This window comes from Agrobacterium sp. CGMCC 11546 (assembly GCF_013365515.1).
Classification (GTDB): Bacteria; Pseudomonadota; Alphaproteobacteria; order Rhizobiales; family Rhizobiaceae; genus Agrobacterium; species Agrobacterium fabrum.
Genome location: NZ_CP047390.1, coordinates 171,732 through 187,000, shown reverse-complemented (window position 1 = coordinate 187,000; position 15,269 = coordinate 171,732). Strand labels below are relative to the sequence as shown.

Genomic DNA, 15,269 nt, shown 5'->3' with positions numbered 1-15,269 from the left:
TTTTACCAGAAGACCGGTTCGGCTTCTTAATCCGGGACAATATCGAGAAGCGGGTTAAGGCGAACACGCCGTGTTTGTTGCATCCGTTATCTGATCGGCGGACTTGACTACTGCAAGACTTGCCCGTGTCCTTCGGGGGGGGTCGGCGAGTTAACTGGCTGTGATCCAAGACACATCGCGGCCCACTCGCCCCCGCGCCGCGCCCAAGAGGGCCGGCTTGCTCATTTCCTTGAGGCGAATTTTTAAGGGGTCCCGAATCCATCGTTCATCTTGGCCGATTCCGCGATCGCTGGACGGCCTACTTAGGGAGACAATGGACGAGATCCACAGTGTAGACCTTTTCTCATGAAGCAGACTTTGGTCCCTTACCGGATCAGGTGCTCGGAACTACCCGGTCTATCCGGTGCGGCTATCGATCCAAGCACGCGTCTGTATGAGAACTTCGTCAGACAATTCAGGGTCGTCGACCGCCCTCGCGAGGATGACTGCCCCCACCATTGCCGCCCAGCTTCCGATCGCTGTACGGCGCCCGTCGGCTGGGTCCTGCGCCGGGAGTGCTTTCTCAATCCGCGCGATCTGTGCGCGCAGACCTTCGGCCATGGCGGCTTTCGCTGCGGGCATCTGGTGACGAATGGCGGCGGCCAGACCTGCCGTCGGGCAGCCATTGCCCGGATTGTCGCGGTGGCGAGGCGCGAGATAGGATCGGACAAAATCGCTGAACTCGCCATCTCCGTCACTGTCCGCCGCAAGCGCGTGCGCCAGCGTCTCCGCCACCAGATCGTCCTTTGAGGTGAAGTGCCCGTAGAACCCGCCATGGGTCATGCCGGCCGCCTTCATCACTTCAGCGACGCTGACCGCCTCGAACCCCTTGTCTTTAAACAATCGGCTGGCGACGTCCAGGATCCGGCGTCTGTTCTCGGCCATCTGTTCTCGGCTGACCTTCATTTTCAAAATTCTCCGCAACGCCCGTTGACTTTTATATGATGGCCATCATATTTAAATCAATCATGATGACCGTCATGAATATAGGTTCAAGCAGAGAAAAGAGCAATCCGATGAGCCAAATTTCCGCAGTCCTGATTACCGGCGCCTCCACGGGCATTGGCGCCACCTATGCCGAGCGGTTCGCCCGACGCGGACATGATCTCGTGTTGGTCGCCCGAGACATGGCGCGCATGGAGGCGCTCGCGAGTCGTCTGAGCCAGGAAACCGGTGTAAGGATCGATATTCTACCGGCCGATCTCACCCAGGCGACGGATCTTGTAAAGGTCGAAACCAGGCTGCGTGACGATGAGCGCATTGGCATTCTCGTCAACAATGCAGGAACGGCCATCGGCGGAACCTTTGTCGACCAGAGCGTCGATGACATGACCAGGCTCGTTGCGCTCAACGCGACCGCGCTCGTCCGGCTTGCCGGTGCCATTGCTCCGCGTCTTGCCAAGACCGGCGAGGGAGCAATCGTCAATATCGGTTCGGTCGTTGGCCTCGCGCCCGAGTTCGGCATGACGGTTTACGGCGCGACCAAGGCTTTTGTTCTGTTCCTGTCGCAGGGGCTTGCGCACGAACTCGGACCGAAGGGCGTCTACGTCCAGGCTGTGCTTCCCGCGACGACCCGGACCGAGATCTGGGATCACGTCGGTGCCGACGTCAACACCCTGAACAACGTCATGGAAGTAGGCGATCTCGTGGATGCGGCCCTGGTCGGATTCGACCGCCGCGAGCCGGTCACCATCCCGCCGCTTCCGGACGCCGGCCAGTGGGAGGCATTCGATCTCGCCCGCAAGACCATGATGGCCAACTTCGGCAATGCACTGCCTGGCGAACGTTACCGCGACCCTGCCTGAAGAGCGCGAATGCATCCCGATAGATGGCCGCTTCTGCGGCAACAGTATAGGTAAATCATGACTGACAAGACACTTTTCGAACCCTACGCCCTCGGCGCTATCAGCCTTTCAAACCGGATCGTCATGGCCCCGCTCACCCGCAACCGGGCAGGGGCGGGTTTCGTGCCCGGCGATCTGACCGCCGAGTATTACACCCAGCGCGCTTCCGCAGGGCTGATCATCTCCGAAGCCACCCAGATTTCGCAGCAGGGACAAGGCTATCAGGACACACCCGGCATCTACACCCGGGCGCAGATCGACGGCTGGCGCAAGGTGACCGCAGCCGTGCACGAAAAAGGCGGACGCATCGTGCTGCAGCTGTGGCATGTTGGCCGCATCAGCCATATCGACCTCCAGCCCAATGGTGGCCAGCCGGTGGCGCCGTCCGCCATTCGCGCCGCGACCAAGACCTTTGTCAACAATGCCTTCGTCGATGTATCCGAGCCCCGCGCACTCGAGATTGAGGAACTCGCCGGCATCGTCAACGACTTCCGCAAGGCTGCCGCCAACGCCATCGATGCCGGTTTCGATGGGGTCGAAATTCACGGGGCGAATGGCTATCTCCTTGAGCAGTTTGCCAAGGACGGTGCAAATGTCCGCACCGATGCCTATGGTGGCTCCGTGGAAAACCGCGCGCGTCTGATGCTGGAAGTCACCGCTGCGGTGGCGCAGGAAATCGGGCCTGCGCGCACTGGTATCAGGATCTCGCCAGTCTCGCCCGCCAACGGTATCTCCTGTAGCGATGCCCAGGCGCAGTATGACTATATCGTCGATCAGCTCGATGCGCTCGGCGTCGCCTATATCCATGTCGTTGAAGGTGCGACGGGCGGCCCGCGCGACGTCGCACCCTTCGATTATGGATCGTTGCGCCGCCGCTTCTCCAAGACCTATATAGCCAATAATGGCTACGATCTTGAGCTGGCAGCGACGCATATAGCCGAGGGCAAGGCGGATCTCATCGCTTTCGGTCGTCCGTTCATTGCCAATCCGGATTTGGTGAAACGGTTGCAGAGCGGCGCTCCGCTGGCTGAGATCGATCCTGCCACCATCTATGGCGGCGGTGCTGAGGGCTACACGGATTATCCCCGCTTCAACGAGGCTTCCGGCAGTTGAACCGTCATGGGCCGTGCCTCGGTGCGACCCACAATAATCGAGTGATCATCAATCCCTGAAATTTCCAAGGCAGCGCGGCCGGATACCGCATGCCAGATCGAGAAAACAGCTATGGCGACCCTCGCATCAAATGGACAGACGTCTGCACCCGCGACCGACGCATCCATGACGACGACATCTACGAATTTCTACCGCGACGCGCCCAACCGCTTTGTTACGGCAGGCAACATCCGCTTTGCCTATCGCGAGCTTGGTCCTCACGGCGGCACCCCGCTAGTCCTGCTCAATCACTGGGGCGCGGTGCTGGACAACTTCGACCCCCGGATTGTCGACGGACTCGCATCCTCGCATCATATCGTTGTACTCGACTATAGGGGGATCGGCCTTTCCGGCGGAACGGCCCCCGTGACTATCGATGAAATGGCCCGCGACGTGATCGCCGTTATCGGCAAACTAGGCTTCTCCACCGTCGATCTGATGGGTTTTTCGCTGGGCGGCTTCGTGGCCCAGGATATTGCGCTGAAAACCCCCGACCTGGTGCGCAAGTTGATCCTGACGGGTACGGGCCCTGCGGGAGATGCAGGTATTGAGCGAGTCGGAGCCGTCTCCTGGCCATTGATCCTGAAGGGCATTTTGACGCTTCGTGATCCAAAGACCTACCTGTTTTTCACCTCGACTACCAACGGTCGCCGGGCAGCGAAGGACTTCCTCGCGCGCCTGAAAGAGCGCAAGATGGGGCGCGACAAAGGAGCGACGCCGCACGCATTCCTGCGCCAGCTTGCGGCGATCAAGGCCTGGGGTCGTCAGGCACCTCAGGATCTGGGACGCATCCACATTCCCGTCCTCGTGGCCAACGGGGACAATGACATCATGGTGCCGACATCTAATAGCCGCGATATCGCCCGGCGCATCCCGAATGCCGAGCTGGTGATCTACGAGGATGCGGGCCATGGCGGGATCTTCCAATACCATGCCGAGTTCGTGCCGAAAGCCCTGGCTTTCCTCGCTACCTGACCTGATAAACGTTTCACACTGGAGAAAGCCCGTGAAAGCCTTCGTCGTAGACAAGTACAAGAAGAAGGGCCCGCTGCGTCTGGCCGACATACCCGATCCGGTCATCGGCGCCAATGATGTGCTGGTTCGCATCCGTGCCACTGCCATCAATCTTCTCGACTCCAAGGTGCGCGACGGGGAATTCAAGCTGTTCCTGCCCTATCGTCCTCCCTTCATTCTCGGTCATGATCTGGCCGGAACGGTCATCCGCGTCGGCGCGAATGTACGGCAGTTCAAGACAGGCGACGAGGTTTTCGCTCGCCCGCGTGATCACCGGGTCGGAACCTTCGCAGAAATCATTGCGGTCGATGCCGCAGACCTTGCGCTGAAGCCAACGAGCCTGTCCATGGAGCAGGCAGCGTCGATCCCGCTCGTCGGACTGACTGCCTGGCAGGCGCTTATCGAGGTTGGCAAGGTCAAGTCCGGCCAGAAGGTTTTCATCCAGGCCGGTTCCGGCGGTGTCGGCACCTTCGCCATCCAGCTTGCCAAGCATCTCGGCGCTACCGTGGCCACGACCACCAGCGCCGCGAATGCCGAACTGGTCAAAAGCCTCGGCGCAGATGTGGTGATCGACTACAAGACGCAGGACTTCGAACAGGTGCTGTCCGGCTACGATCTCGTCCTGAACAGCCAGGATGCCAAGACGCTGGAAAAGTCGTTGAACGTGCTGAGACCGGGCGGAAAGCTCATTTCGATCTCCGGTCCGCCGGATGTTGCCTTTGCCAGATCGTTGAAACTGAATCCGCTCCTGCGCTTTGTCGTCAGAATGCTGAGCCGTGGTGTCCTGAAAAAGGCAAGCAGACGCGGCGTCGATTACTCTTTCCTGTTCATGCGCGCCGAAGGTCAGCAATTGCATGAGATCGCCAAGCTGATCGATGCCGGCACTATCCGTCCGGTCGTCGACAAGGTGTTTCAATTTGCGCAGACGCCCGACGCCCTGGCCTATGTCGAGACCGGACGGGCCAGAGGCAAGGTTGTAGTCACATACGCATCCTAGCCACACGGGATGTCGGCCACAAATACGGGATCACGCCTACGATAAAGTGGCGCGAGACCCACCTTGGTCGTGATGCAGTGATCTGGGACGCCTATAGGCGCAACAGGTCGTGCTGCCCGACGCAAAGCTCGACTGAGACAGTCATCGATCTTCGACAGTCATATGGATCACTTCACTAGAATGAATCGGTTGGAGCCGACCGATTCATAAGTTGCGTTGGACGGATGCTACGGAATTTCGGATTCTGTCGGCATGATTACACAGCCTTATCGCCTTTACGTCGAGCGCACGGACTGCAAGAAAAATATGGCCCGCTATTATGCCATGGAAATCACGACAACACTGTTCGGAGACGCCTGCCTTACCCGCTCATGGGGACGTATCGGGAAGCGAGGGCAGAGCAAAATGCATCACTTCGAGCGCGAAGAAGAAGCAGTCGATCTTTTTCTTACGTTAACCCGGCAAAAACGTTCGAGAGGCTATCGTCCTGCAACTGGTCGCGACCGAGGTTGATATCGCGGACGAACCAAAATCTGCTACCGCTGCTTTCCCAAATCGCTGCCCGGAGGCCAAGAACCGGCTCGTCTTTTAGCTCTGCTGCAATTTAAGCGCAGTCCGGAAGCGAAACGTACCGCGATTACTGATCAGTATCGTCGCGTCTTAAAGACCTGCAAATTTTTTCCAGCACACCCTTGAATCGGGAATTCCCAAAACCAAATCGATATCCGCCAGCCGCTGAGGTCAGGGGCTGGCCTTGTTGGACGCGCCGTTTTTCAGCGCTCCGTACCCATGTTGCTTCAAGGAGGATATGGCTATGGCAACATCTTATGACTATGCACCGCTGTTTCGAAACAGCATCGGTTTCGATCGGGCGCTCAATCTTCTCGAAAACGCACAGCGTGCCCGCTCGATCAGCGACTGGCCGCCCTATGACATCATCAAGACCGGCGATGACAGCTATAGGATCGCTATCGCGGTGGCGGGTTTTGCACTGGACGATCTGGACATAACATTCCAATCCAACCTTCTGACCGTGACTGGCCAGAAGCATGAGGCGTCTACTGAAGCCTATCTCCACCGCGGCATCGCCGCGCGATCGTTTGAACACCGCTTCGAACTTGCCGACCATGTCAGGGTAAGCGCAGCGGAGCTAAAAAACGGTCTCCTCTCCGTAAATCTCGTTCGCGAGGTTCCGGAAGAAATGAGACCACGAAAAATCGCCATCGAGACTGCGCTGAAGCTTGAGCCTTCAACTCCTGCGGAGCGGATCGAAGAAAAGAAGGCTGCATAACAGAAACAAGGGCGCCGTTGCTGCGACGCCCGTCAACATTGCGGGTTGGGAAGGAGAAAGCAATGAAACCCGATATGTTCAAAGAGCCTGTGTCTATTCTTGTCGGCCTGGGCGTTCCGGCCGAGATGCGCAGTGCGATGGATGCCTACAGGTATCTTAGCGAATGGCCGGCTGACCTTAGAGATAACGCGCATTCGGTCGCGCTTAAGGCATGCGGCGCAGCGTTGCGCGGTGAAATCGAAGCAGACACTGCCCGCGGCCTGTTTTTTGCCTTCGCTGAAAAGAACGATCTGTTGGCGCCGGAAACGAACTTCATCGTCTCGTCGCGCGCGCGCCGGGACAAGGATCCGCGCGTGTCTTGAGGCAAATTGACGAAGGGCAATATGTGGGAGCGGGCTGCTGGAGATCAGCCCGCGGTTCCAATGCCGAACGAGCTACTTATTCGCCGGTCAATTGGTGTCGCGGGATCGCTTTTACTGACTGTCCAAAATAAACGAGCGTGTTTCTTTGGCGCGAGACTTTTACACGACCGGTTGGGCCGTGAGTTCGTGTGCGCGCCGACGATCCCAGACGTTACTGCCCCGTCGTGACATCGATTATGGTGCTCCGCTGTCACGCCCACCGCCAGTGGGGCTGCTGCTGCCGCCGCCATCTTTCGTTTCAACCATCATCGATCTCTCCGGCCCGGAAAACTACATTGCGTGAGGCCGCGCCGGGCCTGCATCACTGACAGTTCACTGACGAAAATATCAGGTGTCGGCATCGTGGCCCGGTGCAATTTTCGTACCTTTCTATTTTCAGGGGGTGGAGCGCGCTTTTGTAGTTGGAAGCGGCGTGACTGCATCGCACGCAACGGTAATAATGGAGCACAACCGATCTACCCGAACAGAGGCCGAATGCGGATTATCCTATGCAGCGCATCACCGGAACATCCTCGAGAGAGATTGATTGAAACCTGCAGACACATCCGATCGTATAAGATGAATTAGAGCGACGCCCCATGATCCTGGCAATCTGCGACATCAGAAAGACCTACGAGACCGCTGAGGGCACAATACCCGTGCTCAATGGTGTCGGCCTTTCACTCGATGCGGGCGAAAGCCTCGCCCTGACGGGAGAGTCCGGCAGTGGAAAGAGCACGCTCCTTCACCTCGTCGGGGGCCTTGAACTCCCCGACAGTGGCATCATCATGGTGAGGGATCGCAATATCGTCGATTTGGACGATAGAGGTCGTGCACTGTTTCGCCGTCGTGATGTCGGCTTGATCTTCCAGCAGTTCAATCTCATCCCAAGCCTAGATGTCGGATCCAATATTTCTTTCCACGCAAAGCTCGCTGGCCGGTGTGACCCAACCTGGGAAAAGACACTGGTCGAAGCGCTCGGAATTGCATCGTTTCTCGGTCGCTATCCCGAGCAACTCTCCGGCGGGCAACAGCAGCGGGTTGCGATCGCGCGGACACTTGCAGCAAGGCCGCCACTGATCCTTGCCGACGAGCCGACCGGCAATCTCGATGAAGCGACCGCGGACATCGTCATCGACATTATGCTGCAACTGGCGAAATCAGCCAAGATCGCACTTCTGCTTGTCACCCATTCAAGCCGGCTGGCGGCGAAACTCGATCGGCGTATTACGCTCACCGGCGGGAAAGTTTCGCAATGAACCGCACCGCGTTTCAGGCATTGCTTTCGCATTGGCGCCATAGACCCCTGCAACTCTTCACGCTTTTTGTGGGAGTGGCTCTCGCGACCGCCCTTTGGTCTGCCGTGCAGGCCATCAATGCCGAAGCCCGCGCCAGTTATGACCGCGCTGCGTCAGTGTTGGCGCAAAACCAGCTCGATCAACTGGTAGCTAAGGACGGCAGCACGATTTCCTCCAACACTTATGCACGCCTCCGCCGGGCTGGCCTTGATGTGTCGCCAATCATCGAGGGTGAACACAGGTTTGGTACAACGCGTATCAGGCTTATCGGGATCGACCCGTTGACGATGCCATCGGAAGGAAGGGTTTTACCCGTTGGGGAGCCATCCGGACTAATAGACTTCATGACGGCACCCGGCGTGATGATCGTATCGCCTGCTACGGCCGGCACGTTGAAAGACACTTCAGGACTTCCCATCAAAACGGCTGCGAACATTCCCGACGGAGCAGGTTTTGTCGACATTTCCACAGCCGACCGCGTTCTGCACCGCAATGGAAACCTCAGCCGCATCGTCATTTCTCCAACGCAAAAATTGGACATTCAGGCGGTTGCGACCGTCGCACCCGAACTGTCCCTGAAAGAGGCCGGCGGGAGGCCGGATGTCGCTCGGCTCACCGACAGTTTTCACCTCAATCTCACCGCCTTCGGCTTTCTGGCTTTCGTGGTGGGACTTTTTATCGCTTATTCCGCAACGGGACTGTCATTCGAGCAGAGGCGCGGTACGTTCAGGACCTTGCGGTCGCTCGGTATCCCGCTAAGTTCGCTGACGACGATGCTCGTTATCGAAATAACGCTTTTCGCCCTCGTGGCGGGCGCTCTCGGCGTTGTCCTAGGCTACGTTGTGGCCTCCACGCTTCTGCCCGGCGTGGCAGCAACGTTGAGCGGCCTGTATGGCGCGCGTGTTGCAGGCTCACTTTCCATTCGCCCCGAGTGGTGGCTGACTGGTCTTGGCATGGCATTGGTCGGGACGTGGCTTTCTTCGCTGCAACATCTTTATCGCGTCTGGAGAATGCCGATATTGTCGACAGCACATAGCCGGGTGTGGACCATAGCATCCGTCAAAAGTCTGGTGCTTCAGGCGATCGCAGGGATATTTCTAATCGCGTTGTCCAGCCTGCTCATCTGGATCGGCAGTGGGCTTCTGGCGGGATTTGCGATACTTGCGGCCTTTCTGCTTGGCGCGGCATTTATTCTTCCCCCACTGCTGGCCCTGGCTCTGAGGGCAGGTGAACGGTCGTCTCGGCATGTGCTGGCACGATGGTTTTTTGCCGACACAAGGCAGCAGTTGCCGGGGCTTTCTCTCGCGCTGATGGCACTGTTACTTGCCCTATCGGCCAACATCGGCGTCGGCACGATGGTTTCCAGTTTTCGGCAGACGTTTCTGGGGTGGCTCGATCAGCGGCTTGCGGCGGAGGTTTACGTGACGGCACGCGATGAGGCCGAAGCTGCCCGCCTGCGCAAATGGTTTCCAGATCACGCAAGGGCAGTCCTCCCGATCTGGAGCACCCGTGGCGAAGTCTCCGGGGCACAGGTTCAGATTTTCGGTGTCGCCGATGATCCTACATACAGAGATCACTGGCCATTGATTCTTAGCTCTGCCACAACGTGGGATGAAATTGCGAGCGGGCGCGGAGCGCTCGTCAACGAGCAGTTCTGGAGAAGCGGAAATGCTTCGCTTGGTCAGAAAATCATCTTGCCAGGCGGCTGGAGCGCCACGGTCGTCGGTATTTTTTCGGATTACGGCAATCCGACGGGGCAAGTGATTATCGGTATCAATGCTCTTAATCAACACTATCCAGATGTTGAAAAGCTGCGTTACGGTCTTCGCGTGGCACCTGATGATGCGGCTGATTTTCGCCGACGTCTGATAGACGACTTTGGCCTGCCACAAGACAATATCGTGGATCAGGCCTCACTCAAACGGCAGTCCGCCGCCATTTTTGAACAGACTTTCGCGGTGACCGGCGCACTGAACATACTGACGCTTGCCGTTGCCGGCTTTGCCATGTTTTCCAGTCTTTTGACGCTTGCCTCGCTGCGGCTGCCGCAACTCGCTCCTGTCTGGGCGCTAGGGCTTCGCCGCCGCGATCTGGCGTGGCTGGAATTTATTCGCGCGCTGGCATTATGGTTCGTTACCTTCGTAGCCGCCATTCCCGTCGGCCTCGCTCTGGCCTGGGTTCTGCTGACGATCATCAATGTGGAGGCATTCGGATGGCGCCTGCCGATGATCCTGTTTCCCTGGGAATGGGTGAAACTCGGCCTCGTCGCGCTTTTCGCTGCTGTGATTTCCGTTTTGATTCCGGTGCGTCAATTGGCAAAAACAGCGCCGGCCGATCTGTTGAGGATATTTGCCAATGAACGTTAAACGCATCCTTCTTCTTTGCGCCTTGTCCTTGCCCGCACCTGCCGTGGCCGTTGGACAGGGTTTTGCCGGCCTCGGCTCAAGCGCCGAGGGCTTTAGCATTCCCCAAAGAGGGGTCGCTCCGACTTTTCCACGAGACCACGGGCCGCATCCAGATTTCAGGATTGAGTGGTGGTATGTTACCGCAAACCTGCAGACAGCGGGTGGCGAACAACTGGGCGTCCAATGGACGCTCTTTCGCTCGGCGCTTCAACCGGGTCGGCGCGCCGGATGGGCAGATCCGCAGATATGGCTGGGGCATGCCGCCGTCACGACCGCGAGCCGCCATTATGTTGCGGAAAGACTGGCGCGGGGCGGCGTTGGGCAGGCGGCTGTCGAAGCCGAACCGTTCGAAGCCTGGATCGACAACTGGCAGATGAAGGCGGCAACGACCGGCCTCGCCGATCAGCTGGATCAAATTGATCTGAACGCTGGCGGCGAGGACTTCCATTATCAACTGAAACTTCAGGCCCGCGGGCCCTAGGGGGAAAGAGGTTTTTCGGTGAAATCGGCGGACGGACAGGCAAGCTATTATTACTCCCAGCCATTTTACGACGTCAGTGGCACTATCGGTCTCGACGGTAAGAACCAGGAGGTAACTGGCAAAGCCTGGCTCGATCGGGAATGGTCTTCGCAGCCGCTGGCGTCAAACCAGAAGGGATGGGACTGGTTTTCCCTCCATCTGGCATCCGGCGAAAAGCTCATGGCGTTCCGGCTGCGGGAAGAGCAAGGAGAATATATCTCCGCCAACTGGATTTCGGCCGATGGCAAAACATCACCCATAAATCCGGCAGATGTGCAGCTATCTCCATTGCGGACCGCGACTGTGAACGGCAGGGTTATGCCGGTGGAATGGAACGTGAAGATTCCGAGCCGTGGTCTTGATATCAAAACAGTGGCTCTCAATGAGCAGGCATGGATGGCAACCTCGATGCCTTATTGGGAGGGGCCGATAGAGTTTAGCGGAACCACCAGCGGGCGGGGTTATCTGGAAATGACGGGGTACTGAAAACCCGATTTCCGGTTGGCTCTTTAACGTTCAGGCCTGTCAACCGATGGCCTCATGCCGAGAGCAGTCTTGAGAGACTGCGCCCAGACCGCATAGCCGGCCGCATTGAGGTGAACGAGGTCGGGCTGATAATAGCGAAACATCGGCAAGCCGTTCTCACCGAGCAGGTCGCCACTCAGGTCAAGCCAAGTCACCTTATATCGGTTTTCACACCAAGCCTGCGTCAATCGATTGAAACGGTCGAATTCGTCGCGATAAATCCAGCGCGCTGGACTGGGTTTGATCGCAAGAATGTATAAGCGCGTTTGGGGCAGCCCTTCAGAAATGCGATTCATCAGTGTCTGGAAATGGCGAAACGCGGTCTCAGCCGTTTGTCCGTCGCTCGCAATGTCGTTCTCACCGAAATAGAGGAGCGTTTGTCTTGGTTTCAGGGGCACAAGAAGCTGGCCCATGTAGTGGATGGCGGACAGAAATGTTCCCCCGCCAAACCCCAGATTGACAACGTTGAGCGAGTTCAGGTCCTCGGCCAGCGAGTTCCACAGTCGGAACGACGAGGAGCCGTAGAATGCGATCGGATCGTCCGGCAGCCCGAGGCGCTGGAGTCGCGTCAGGACGACAATAACATCACTATCATAGCGGTTGGTGCCGATGCTGGCTGGAAAGTCGTACATCATCACTCCTTTTATTCTGGAACGTGTTGGGTCCCGCCCTCAAATTCTCAGGAAAGTGCCTGATGCAGGACCGTCAGAGCGCCTTTGGTCAAATCGTCGTCAGCACCCAACGATATTTTCAAAGCAAAGATTTCCGCTGCCTGCACGTAAAGGTCATTCAGGCCATCATTACCCACGATCGTCGCCCGACCATTCTCCCCAAACCAGTTCGCATCCCGTGCCTGCCGGAACTCTTGCCCGATGACCAGCCCCCTGACGAACGACCTCAATTGATCCGCCGACAGCTTGCCCGCAAGAGTGCCTGTACGGGCTGAAAACAGAAGGGACGACATGGCGGTGGACTGCTTGGCCTCGTGAAGTCCCCAAAGATAGGCGTCAGCGTCGTCAACGGCGGGCTGGGTAGAGCCGCGGGCGACAAAGGAGTGATTGATGAGCAGATTGAAGATTTCACCCGTGACGAAGGTCTGGAAACAGTCGATTTTCCCGGCTTTCACACGCGCCCATTTGCTGTGCGTGCCAGGAATGATGATCGTAATGTCCTTGTCGAGACCATGGCCGATGACCTGCGTTTCTTCCCCTCGCATAACGTCTGGGAAAGGTTTTCTGAGAGGATCCTGAAGACCGGGTAAAAACACGAGCTCTGACCCATTCGGCAGTGACCTTCGCACTGTACCGGCGGCAAGTTCCGCCGGGCCTGCCGGGCATTGCACATACGGAACTTCCACCCAGCCGTTGCGACTGGTGATCATACCCAACGCGGCGACGGGCAGGGCGCCCAGGCTTGAGAACCAAGGGGCTAGTGCAGTCATCAGTGCAGGCTCGTGTTGACCTTTGCCAAGGCTCGAAATGCCGTCGGTAGTTTCAAGATAATCGAGTTCTTCGCCGCTTTCACCAACGAGCGTTGCCCGTAGTGATGTCGTTCCCCAATCGACGATGATCGATGTCGCCTGTGATGCCATTTCGTGAACCTCCTCGTTCATTTCATCTGGGGGGTTGTCATACGGCGCAAGTCTATGTAGTGTCAATTAGTGAATTCAAGGTATCAATATATGATACTTAAATGGGAGGAGAAAGATGGTGGTTGGCCTCAAGGGGATCTTGCCTGTTCTGCCCACGCCGTTTCTGGCTGATGGTGGTATTGACGAAGCGGGTATGAAGCGGCTGGTGGTCTTTGCGCTCGACAAGAGCGTGGATGGTGTCGTGTTTCCCGGTTTCGCCAGCGAGGTGGAGACTTTGAATGCCGCCGAGCGCGCGGCGCTGCTGAAGATCGTCGTGGACGCAGCGGCGGGCCGCGTGCCGGTCGTGGCGGGTGCAAGCGCGGCCGACTGGCGTGAGGTGGTCGGGCATGGGCGGGCGGCATCGGCGCTTGGCATTCGCCACCTGATGGTGCAGCCGCCCAAATCGGTCGGCACGGATGCGTCAGCGCTGATCGAATTCCTCGGCAGGATCGTCGAGGCGCTGCCCGAGGTTGAAATCATTCTGCAGAACGCGCCTGCACCGCGCGGCTCCGATCTTTCGCCACAGGCGATCGTGGAGATCGTGCGCGCCTTGCCGCAGGTAACCTACGTCAAGGAAGAAACGCTTCCCGCCGGCCCGGCCATCAGCCACATTATCGCCCATGCGCCTTCGACGCTGAAGGGCGTCATCGGTGGCGGCGGCGCGCGTTATATTCTCGACGAATATGCCCGAGGTGCTACGGCCGCGATGCCGGCGCTGGAGATCGCCGAGGAACATGTGGCCATCGACCGGGCGCTTGTTGCCGGGCGGCAGGAAGAGGCTCGCCGGATCTATGTCCGTACCCTTCCGCTTCTGGTTCTGCAGGCGGTCTATCGCATGCGGCTGACCAAATATGTGCTCGCCCGTCGCGGCGTGATCGACGGCGTCGGCGTGCGTGCCCCGACACCCGAGCTTGATACGGCGGCGCTTGCCGATATCGACGCCAATCTGGTCGAACTCGGCCTTGTTGCCGGGGAGGCCGCATGAACAGCCCCATCGCAACCGTCGAAGTCTTCACGCTGACCCAGCCGCGCAAGGTTCCCTATCTTGGCGCGCTCAGGGAAGGCGAGGTGGTCAATCCCAACGGCTATATCGTGCGCAAGGGCAATCGCACGGTCTACCCCACCTTCGACCGCAGCGTGCTGGTGCGCATGACGACGGAGGCCGGCACTGTCGGCTGGGGCGAGACCTATGGTATCGTCGCCCCCGGCGCGGTTGCCGCCCTCATCAATGATCTTCTCGCCGGTTTTGTGATCGGCCGTGATGCGTCCGATCCTTCGGCTGTTTATGACGACCTTTATGACATGATGCGGGTGCGCGGTTATACCGGCGGCTTTTACGTCGATGCACTTGCCGCGCTCGATATTGCGCTCTGGGATATTGCCGGGCAGGAAGCCGGAAAATCCATCCACGACCTTCTCGGCGGCGGCGTGGACAGTTTTCCGGCCTATGTTTCCGGCCTGCCTGAAAGAACGTTGAAGGCGCGCGGGGAGCTGGCGAAATACTGGCAGGATCGCGGTTTCAACGCTTTCAAATTCGCAACACCGGTAGCTGATGACGGCCCGGCGGCGGAAATTGCCAATCTCCGGCAGGTGCTTGGCACACAGGCGAAGATCGCCGCCGACATGCACTGGAACCAGACGCCGGAACGGGCGCTGGAACTGATTGCCGAAATGCAGTCCTTTGACCCGTGGTTCGCCGAGGCTCCCGTCTGGACGGAGGACATTGCCGGTCTGGAGAAGGTTTCTAAGAACACCGACGTGCCGATTGCCGTCGGCGAGGAATGGCGCACCCATTGGGATATGCGCGCCCGCATCGAACGCTGCCGCATCGCGGTCGTGCAGCCGGAAATGGGCCATAAGGGCATCACCAATTTCATCCGCATCGGTGCACTTGCCGCCGAACACGGCATTGACGTGATCCCGCACGCCACCGTCGGCGCCGGCATCTTCCTTGCCGCCAGCCTGCAGGCGTCATCGACGTTGTCGATGCTGAAGGGACACGAATTCCAGCACTCGATCTTCGAGCCGAACCGCCGTCTGCTGGAAGGTGACATGGATTGCCGCGAGGGCAGATATCACCTGCCGTCCGGACCGGGACTTGGGGTAAGACCGTCGGAGGCGGCACTCGGTCTGATTGAACGTATCTGATTTGG

General features: G+C 58.4%; 15 protein-coding genes and 1 pseudogene. 13 read left to right on the top strand and 3 right to left on the bottom strand.

Going from position 1 to position 15,269, the window contains the following annotated elements; genetic code table 11:
- Window positions 1-39 precede the first annotated feature (39 nt).
- Window positions 40-246, top strand: coding sequence for a (2Fe-2S)-binding protein (locus GSF67_RS26345; protein ID WP_371814452.1), 207 nt, complete (start codon window positions 40-42; stop codon window positions 244-246).
- 150 nt (window positions 247-396) lie between these two features.
- Here GSF67_RS26345 and GSF67_RS25595 read toward each other — a convergent pair whose 3' ends face one another.
- Window positions 397-945 (bottom strand): TetR/AcrR family transcriptional regulator, encoded by a 549-nt coding sequence (locus GSF67_RS25595; RefSeq protein ID WP_006315815.1) that lies wholly within the window; start codon window positions 943-945, stop codon window positions 397-399.
- A gap of 110 nt (window positions 946-1,055) precedes the next feature.
- Here GSF67_RS25595 and GSF67_RS25590 point away from each other — a divergent pair, with 110 nt between their 5' ends.
- The 10 genes and pseudogenes from GSF67_RS25590 (at window position 1,056) to GSF67_RS25545 (ending at window position 11,447) form a co-directional block, all read left to right on the top strand.
- Window positions 1,056-1,844 carry an SDR family oxidoreductase gene (locus GSF67_RS25590; RefSeq protein ID WP_083816031.1) on the top strand — a complete coding sequence of 263 codons (789 nt, stop codon included), beginning with the start codon at window positions 1,056-1,058 and terminating at the stop codon, window positions 1,842-1,844.
- A 57-nt stretch (window positions 1,845-1,901) separates the two neighbouring features.
- Entirely contained in the window at window positions 1,902-2,996 is a 1,095-nt protein-coding gene (locus GSF67_RS25585; RefSeq protein WP_006315813.1) for an alkene reductase, read from the top strand.
- A gap of 111 nt (window positions 2,997-3,107) precedes the next feature.
- The gene (locus tag GSF67_RS25580) at window positions 3,108-4,010 is read left to right on the top strand and encodes an alpha/beta fold hydrolase (RefSeq protein ID WP_006315812.1); all 903 of its coding nucleotides are present in this window, start codon (window positions 3,108-3,110) and stop codon (window positions 4,008-4,010) included.
- A gap of 31 nt (window positions 4,011-4,041) precedes the next feature.
- Window positions 4,042-5,046 (top strand): NADP-dependent oxidoreductase, encoded by a 1,005-nt coding sequence (locus GSF67_RS25575; protein ID WP_006315811.1) that lies wholly within the window; start codon window positions 4,042-4,044, stop codon window positions 5,044-5,046.
- A 252-nt stretch (window positions 5,047-5,298) separates the two neighbouring features.
- A complete protein-coding gene (locus GSF67_RS25570) occupies window positions 5,299-5,559 on the top strand; it encodes a WGR domain-containing protein (RefSeq protein ID WP_010974686.1) in 261 nt (86 codons plus the stop codon).
- A 301-nt stretch (window positions 5,560-5,860) separates the two neighbouring features.
- Complete coding sequence (locus tag GSF67_RS25565; protein ID WP_006315810.1) at window positions 5,861-6,337, top strand: Hsp20 family protein; 477 nt, start codon at window positions 5,861-5,863, stop codon at window positions 6,335-6,337.
- Window positions 6,338-6,399: 62 nt separating this feature from the next.
- The gene (locus tag GSF67_RS25560) at window positions 6,400-6,699 is read left to right on the top strand and encodes a DUF982 domain-containing protein (RefSeq protein WP_006315809.1); all 300 of its coding nucleotides are present in this window, start codon (window positions 6,400-6,402) and stop codon (window positions 6,697-6,699) included.
- Between the two features lie 638 nt (window positions 6,700-7,337).
- The gene (locus GSF67_RS25555) at window positions 7,338-7,997 is read left to right on the top strand and encodes an ABC transporter ATP-binding protein (protein WP_006315808.1); all 660 of its coding nucleotides are present in this window, start codon (window positions 7,338-7,340) and stop codon (window positions 7,995-7,997) included.
- Window positions 7,994-10,402 carry an FtsX-like permease family protein gene (locus tag GSF67_RS25550; protein ID WP_006315807.1) on the top strand — a complete coding sequence of 803 codons (2,409 nt, stop codon included), beginning with the start codon at window positions 7,994-7,996 and terminating at the stop codon, window positions 10,400-10,402. Before GSF67_RS25555 ends, GSF67_RS25550 begins: the two co-directional genes overlap by 4 nt.
- Window positions 10,392-11,447: pseudogene (locus tag GSF67_RS25545) on the top strand (lipocalin-like domain-containing protein). The gene GSF67_RS25550 and the pseudogene GSF67_RS25545 overlap by 11 nt, the downstream one beginning before the upstream one ends.
- A 23-nt stretch (window positions 11,448-11,470) precedes the next feature.
- Here GSF67_RS25545 and GSF67_RS25540 read toward each other — a convergent pair.
- Together GSF67_RS25540 and GSF67_RS25535 are read right to left on the bottom strand one after the other, a co-directional pair.
- Window positions 11,471-12,118, bottom strand: coding sequence for an SGNH/GDSL hydrolase family protein (locus GSF67_RS25540; protein ID WP_176072114.1), 648 nt, complete (start codon window positions 12,116-12,118; stop codon window positions 11,471-11,473).
- 47 nt (window positions 12,119-12,165) lie between these two features.
- Window positions 12,166-13,077 (bottom strand): 2-dehydro-3-deoxygalactonokinase, encoded by a 912-nt coding sequence (locus tag GSF67_RS25535; RefSeq protein WP_035216523.1) that lies wholly within the window; start codon window positions 13,075-13,077, stop codon window positions 12,166-12,168.
- A 115-nt stretch (window positions 13,078-13,192) separates the two neighbouring features.
- On the opposite strand from GSF67_RS25535, the gene GSF67_RS25530 reads away from it, so the two are divergent.
- Entirely contained in the window at window positions 13,193-14,101 is a 909-nt protein-coding gene (locus GSF67_RS25530; protein WP_006315802.1) for a dihydrodipicolinate synthase family protein, read from the top strand.
- The gene (locus tag GSF67_RS25525; RefSeq protein WP_006315801.1) at window positions 14,098-15,264 is read left to right on the top strand and encodes a mandelate racemase/muconate lactonizing enzyme family protein; all 1,167 of its coding nucleotides are present in this window, start codon (window positions 14,098-14,100) and stop codon (window positions 15,262-15,264) included. Before GSF67_RS25530 ends, GSF67_RS25525 begins: the two co-directional genes overlap by 4 nt.
- Window positions 15,265-15,269 lie beyond the last annotated feature (5 nt).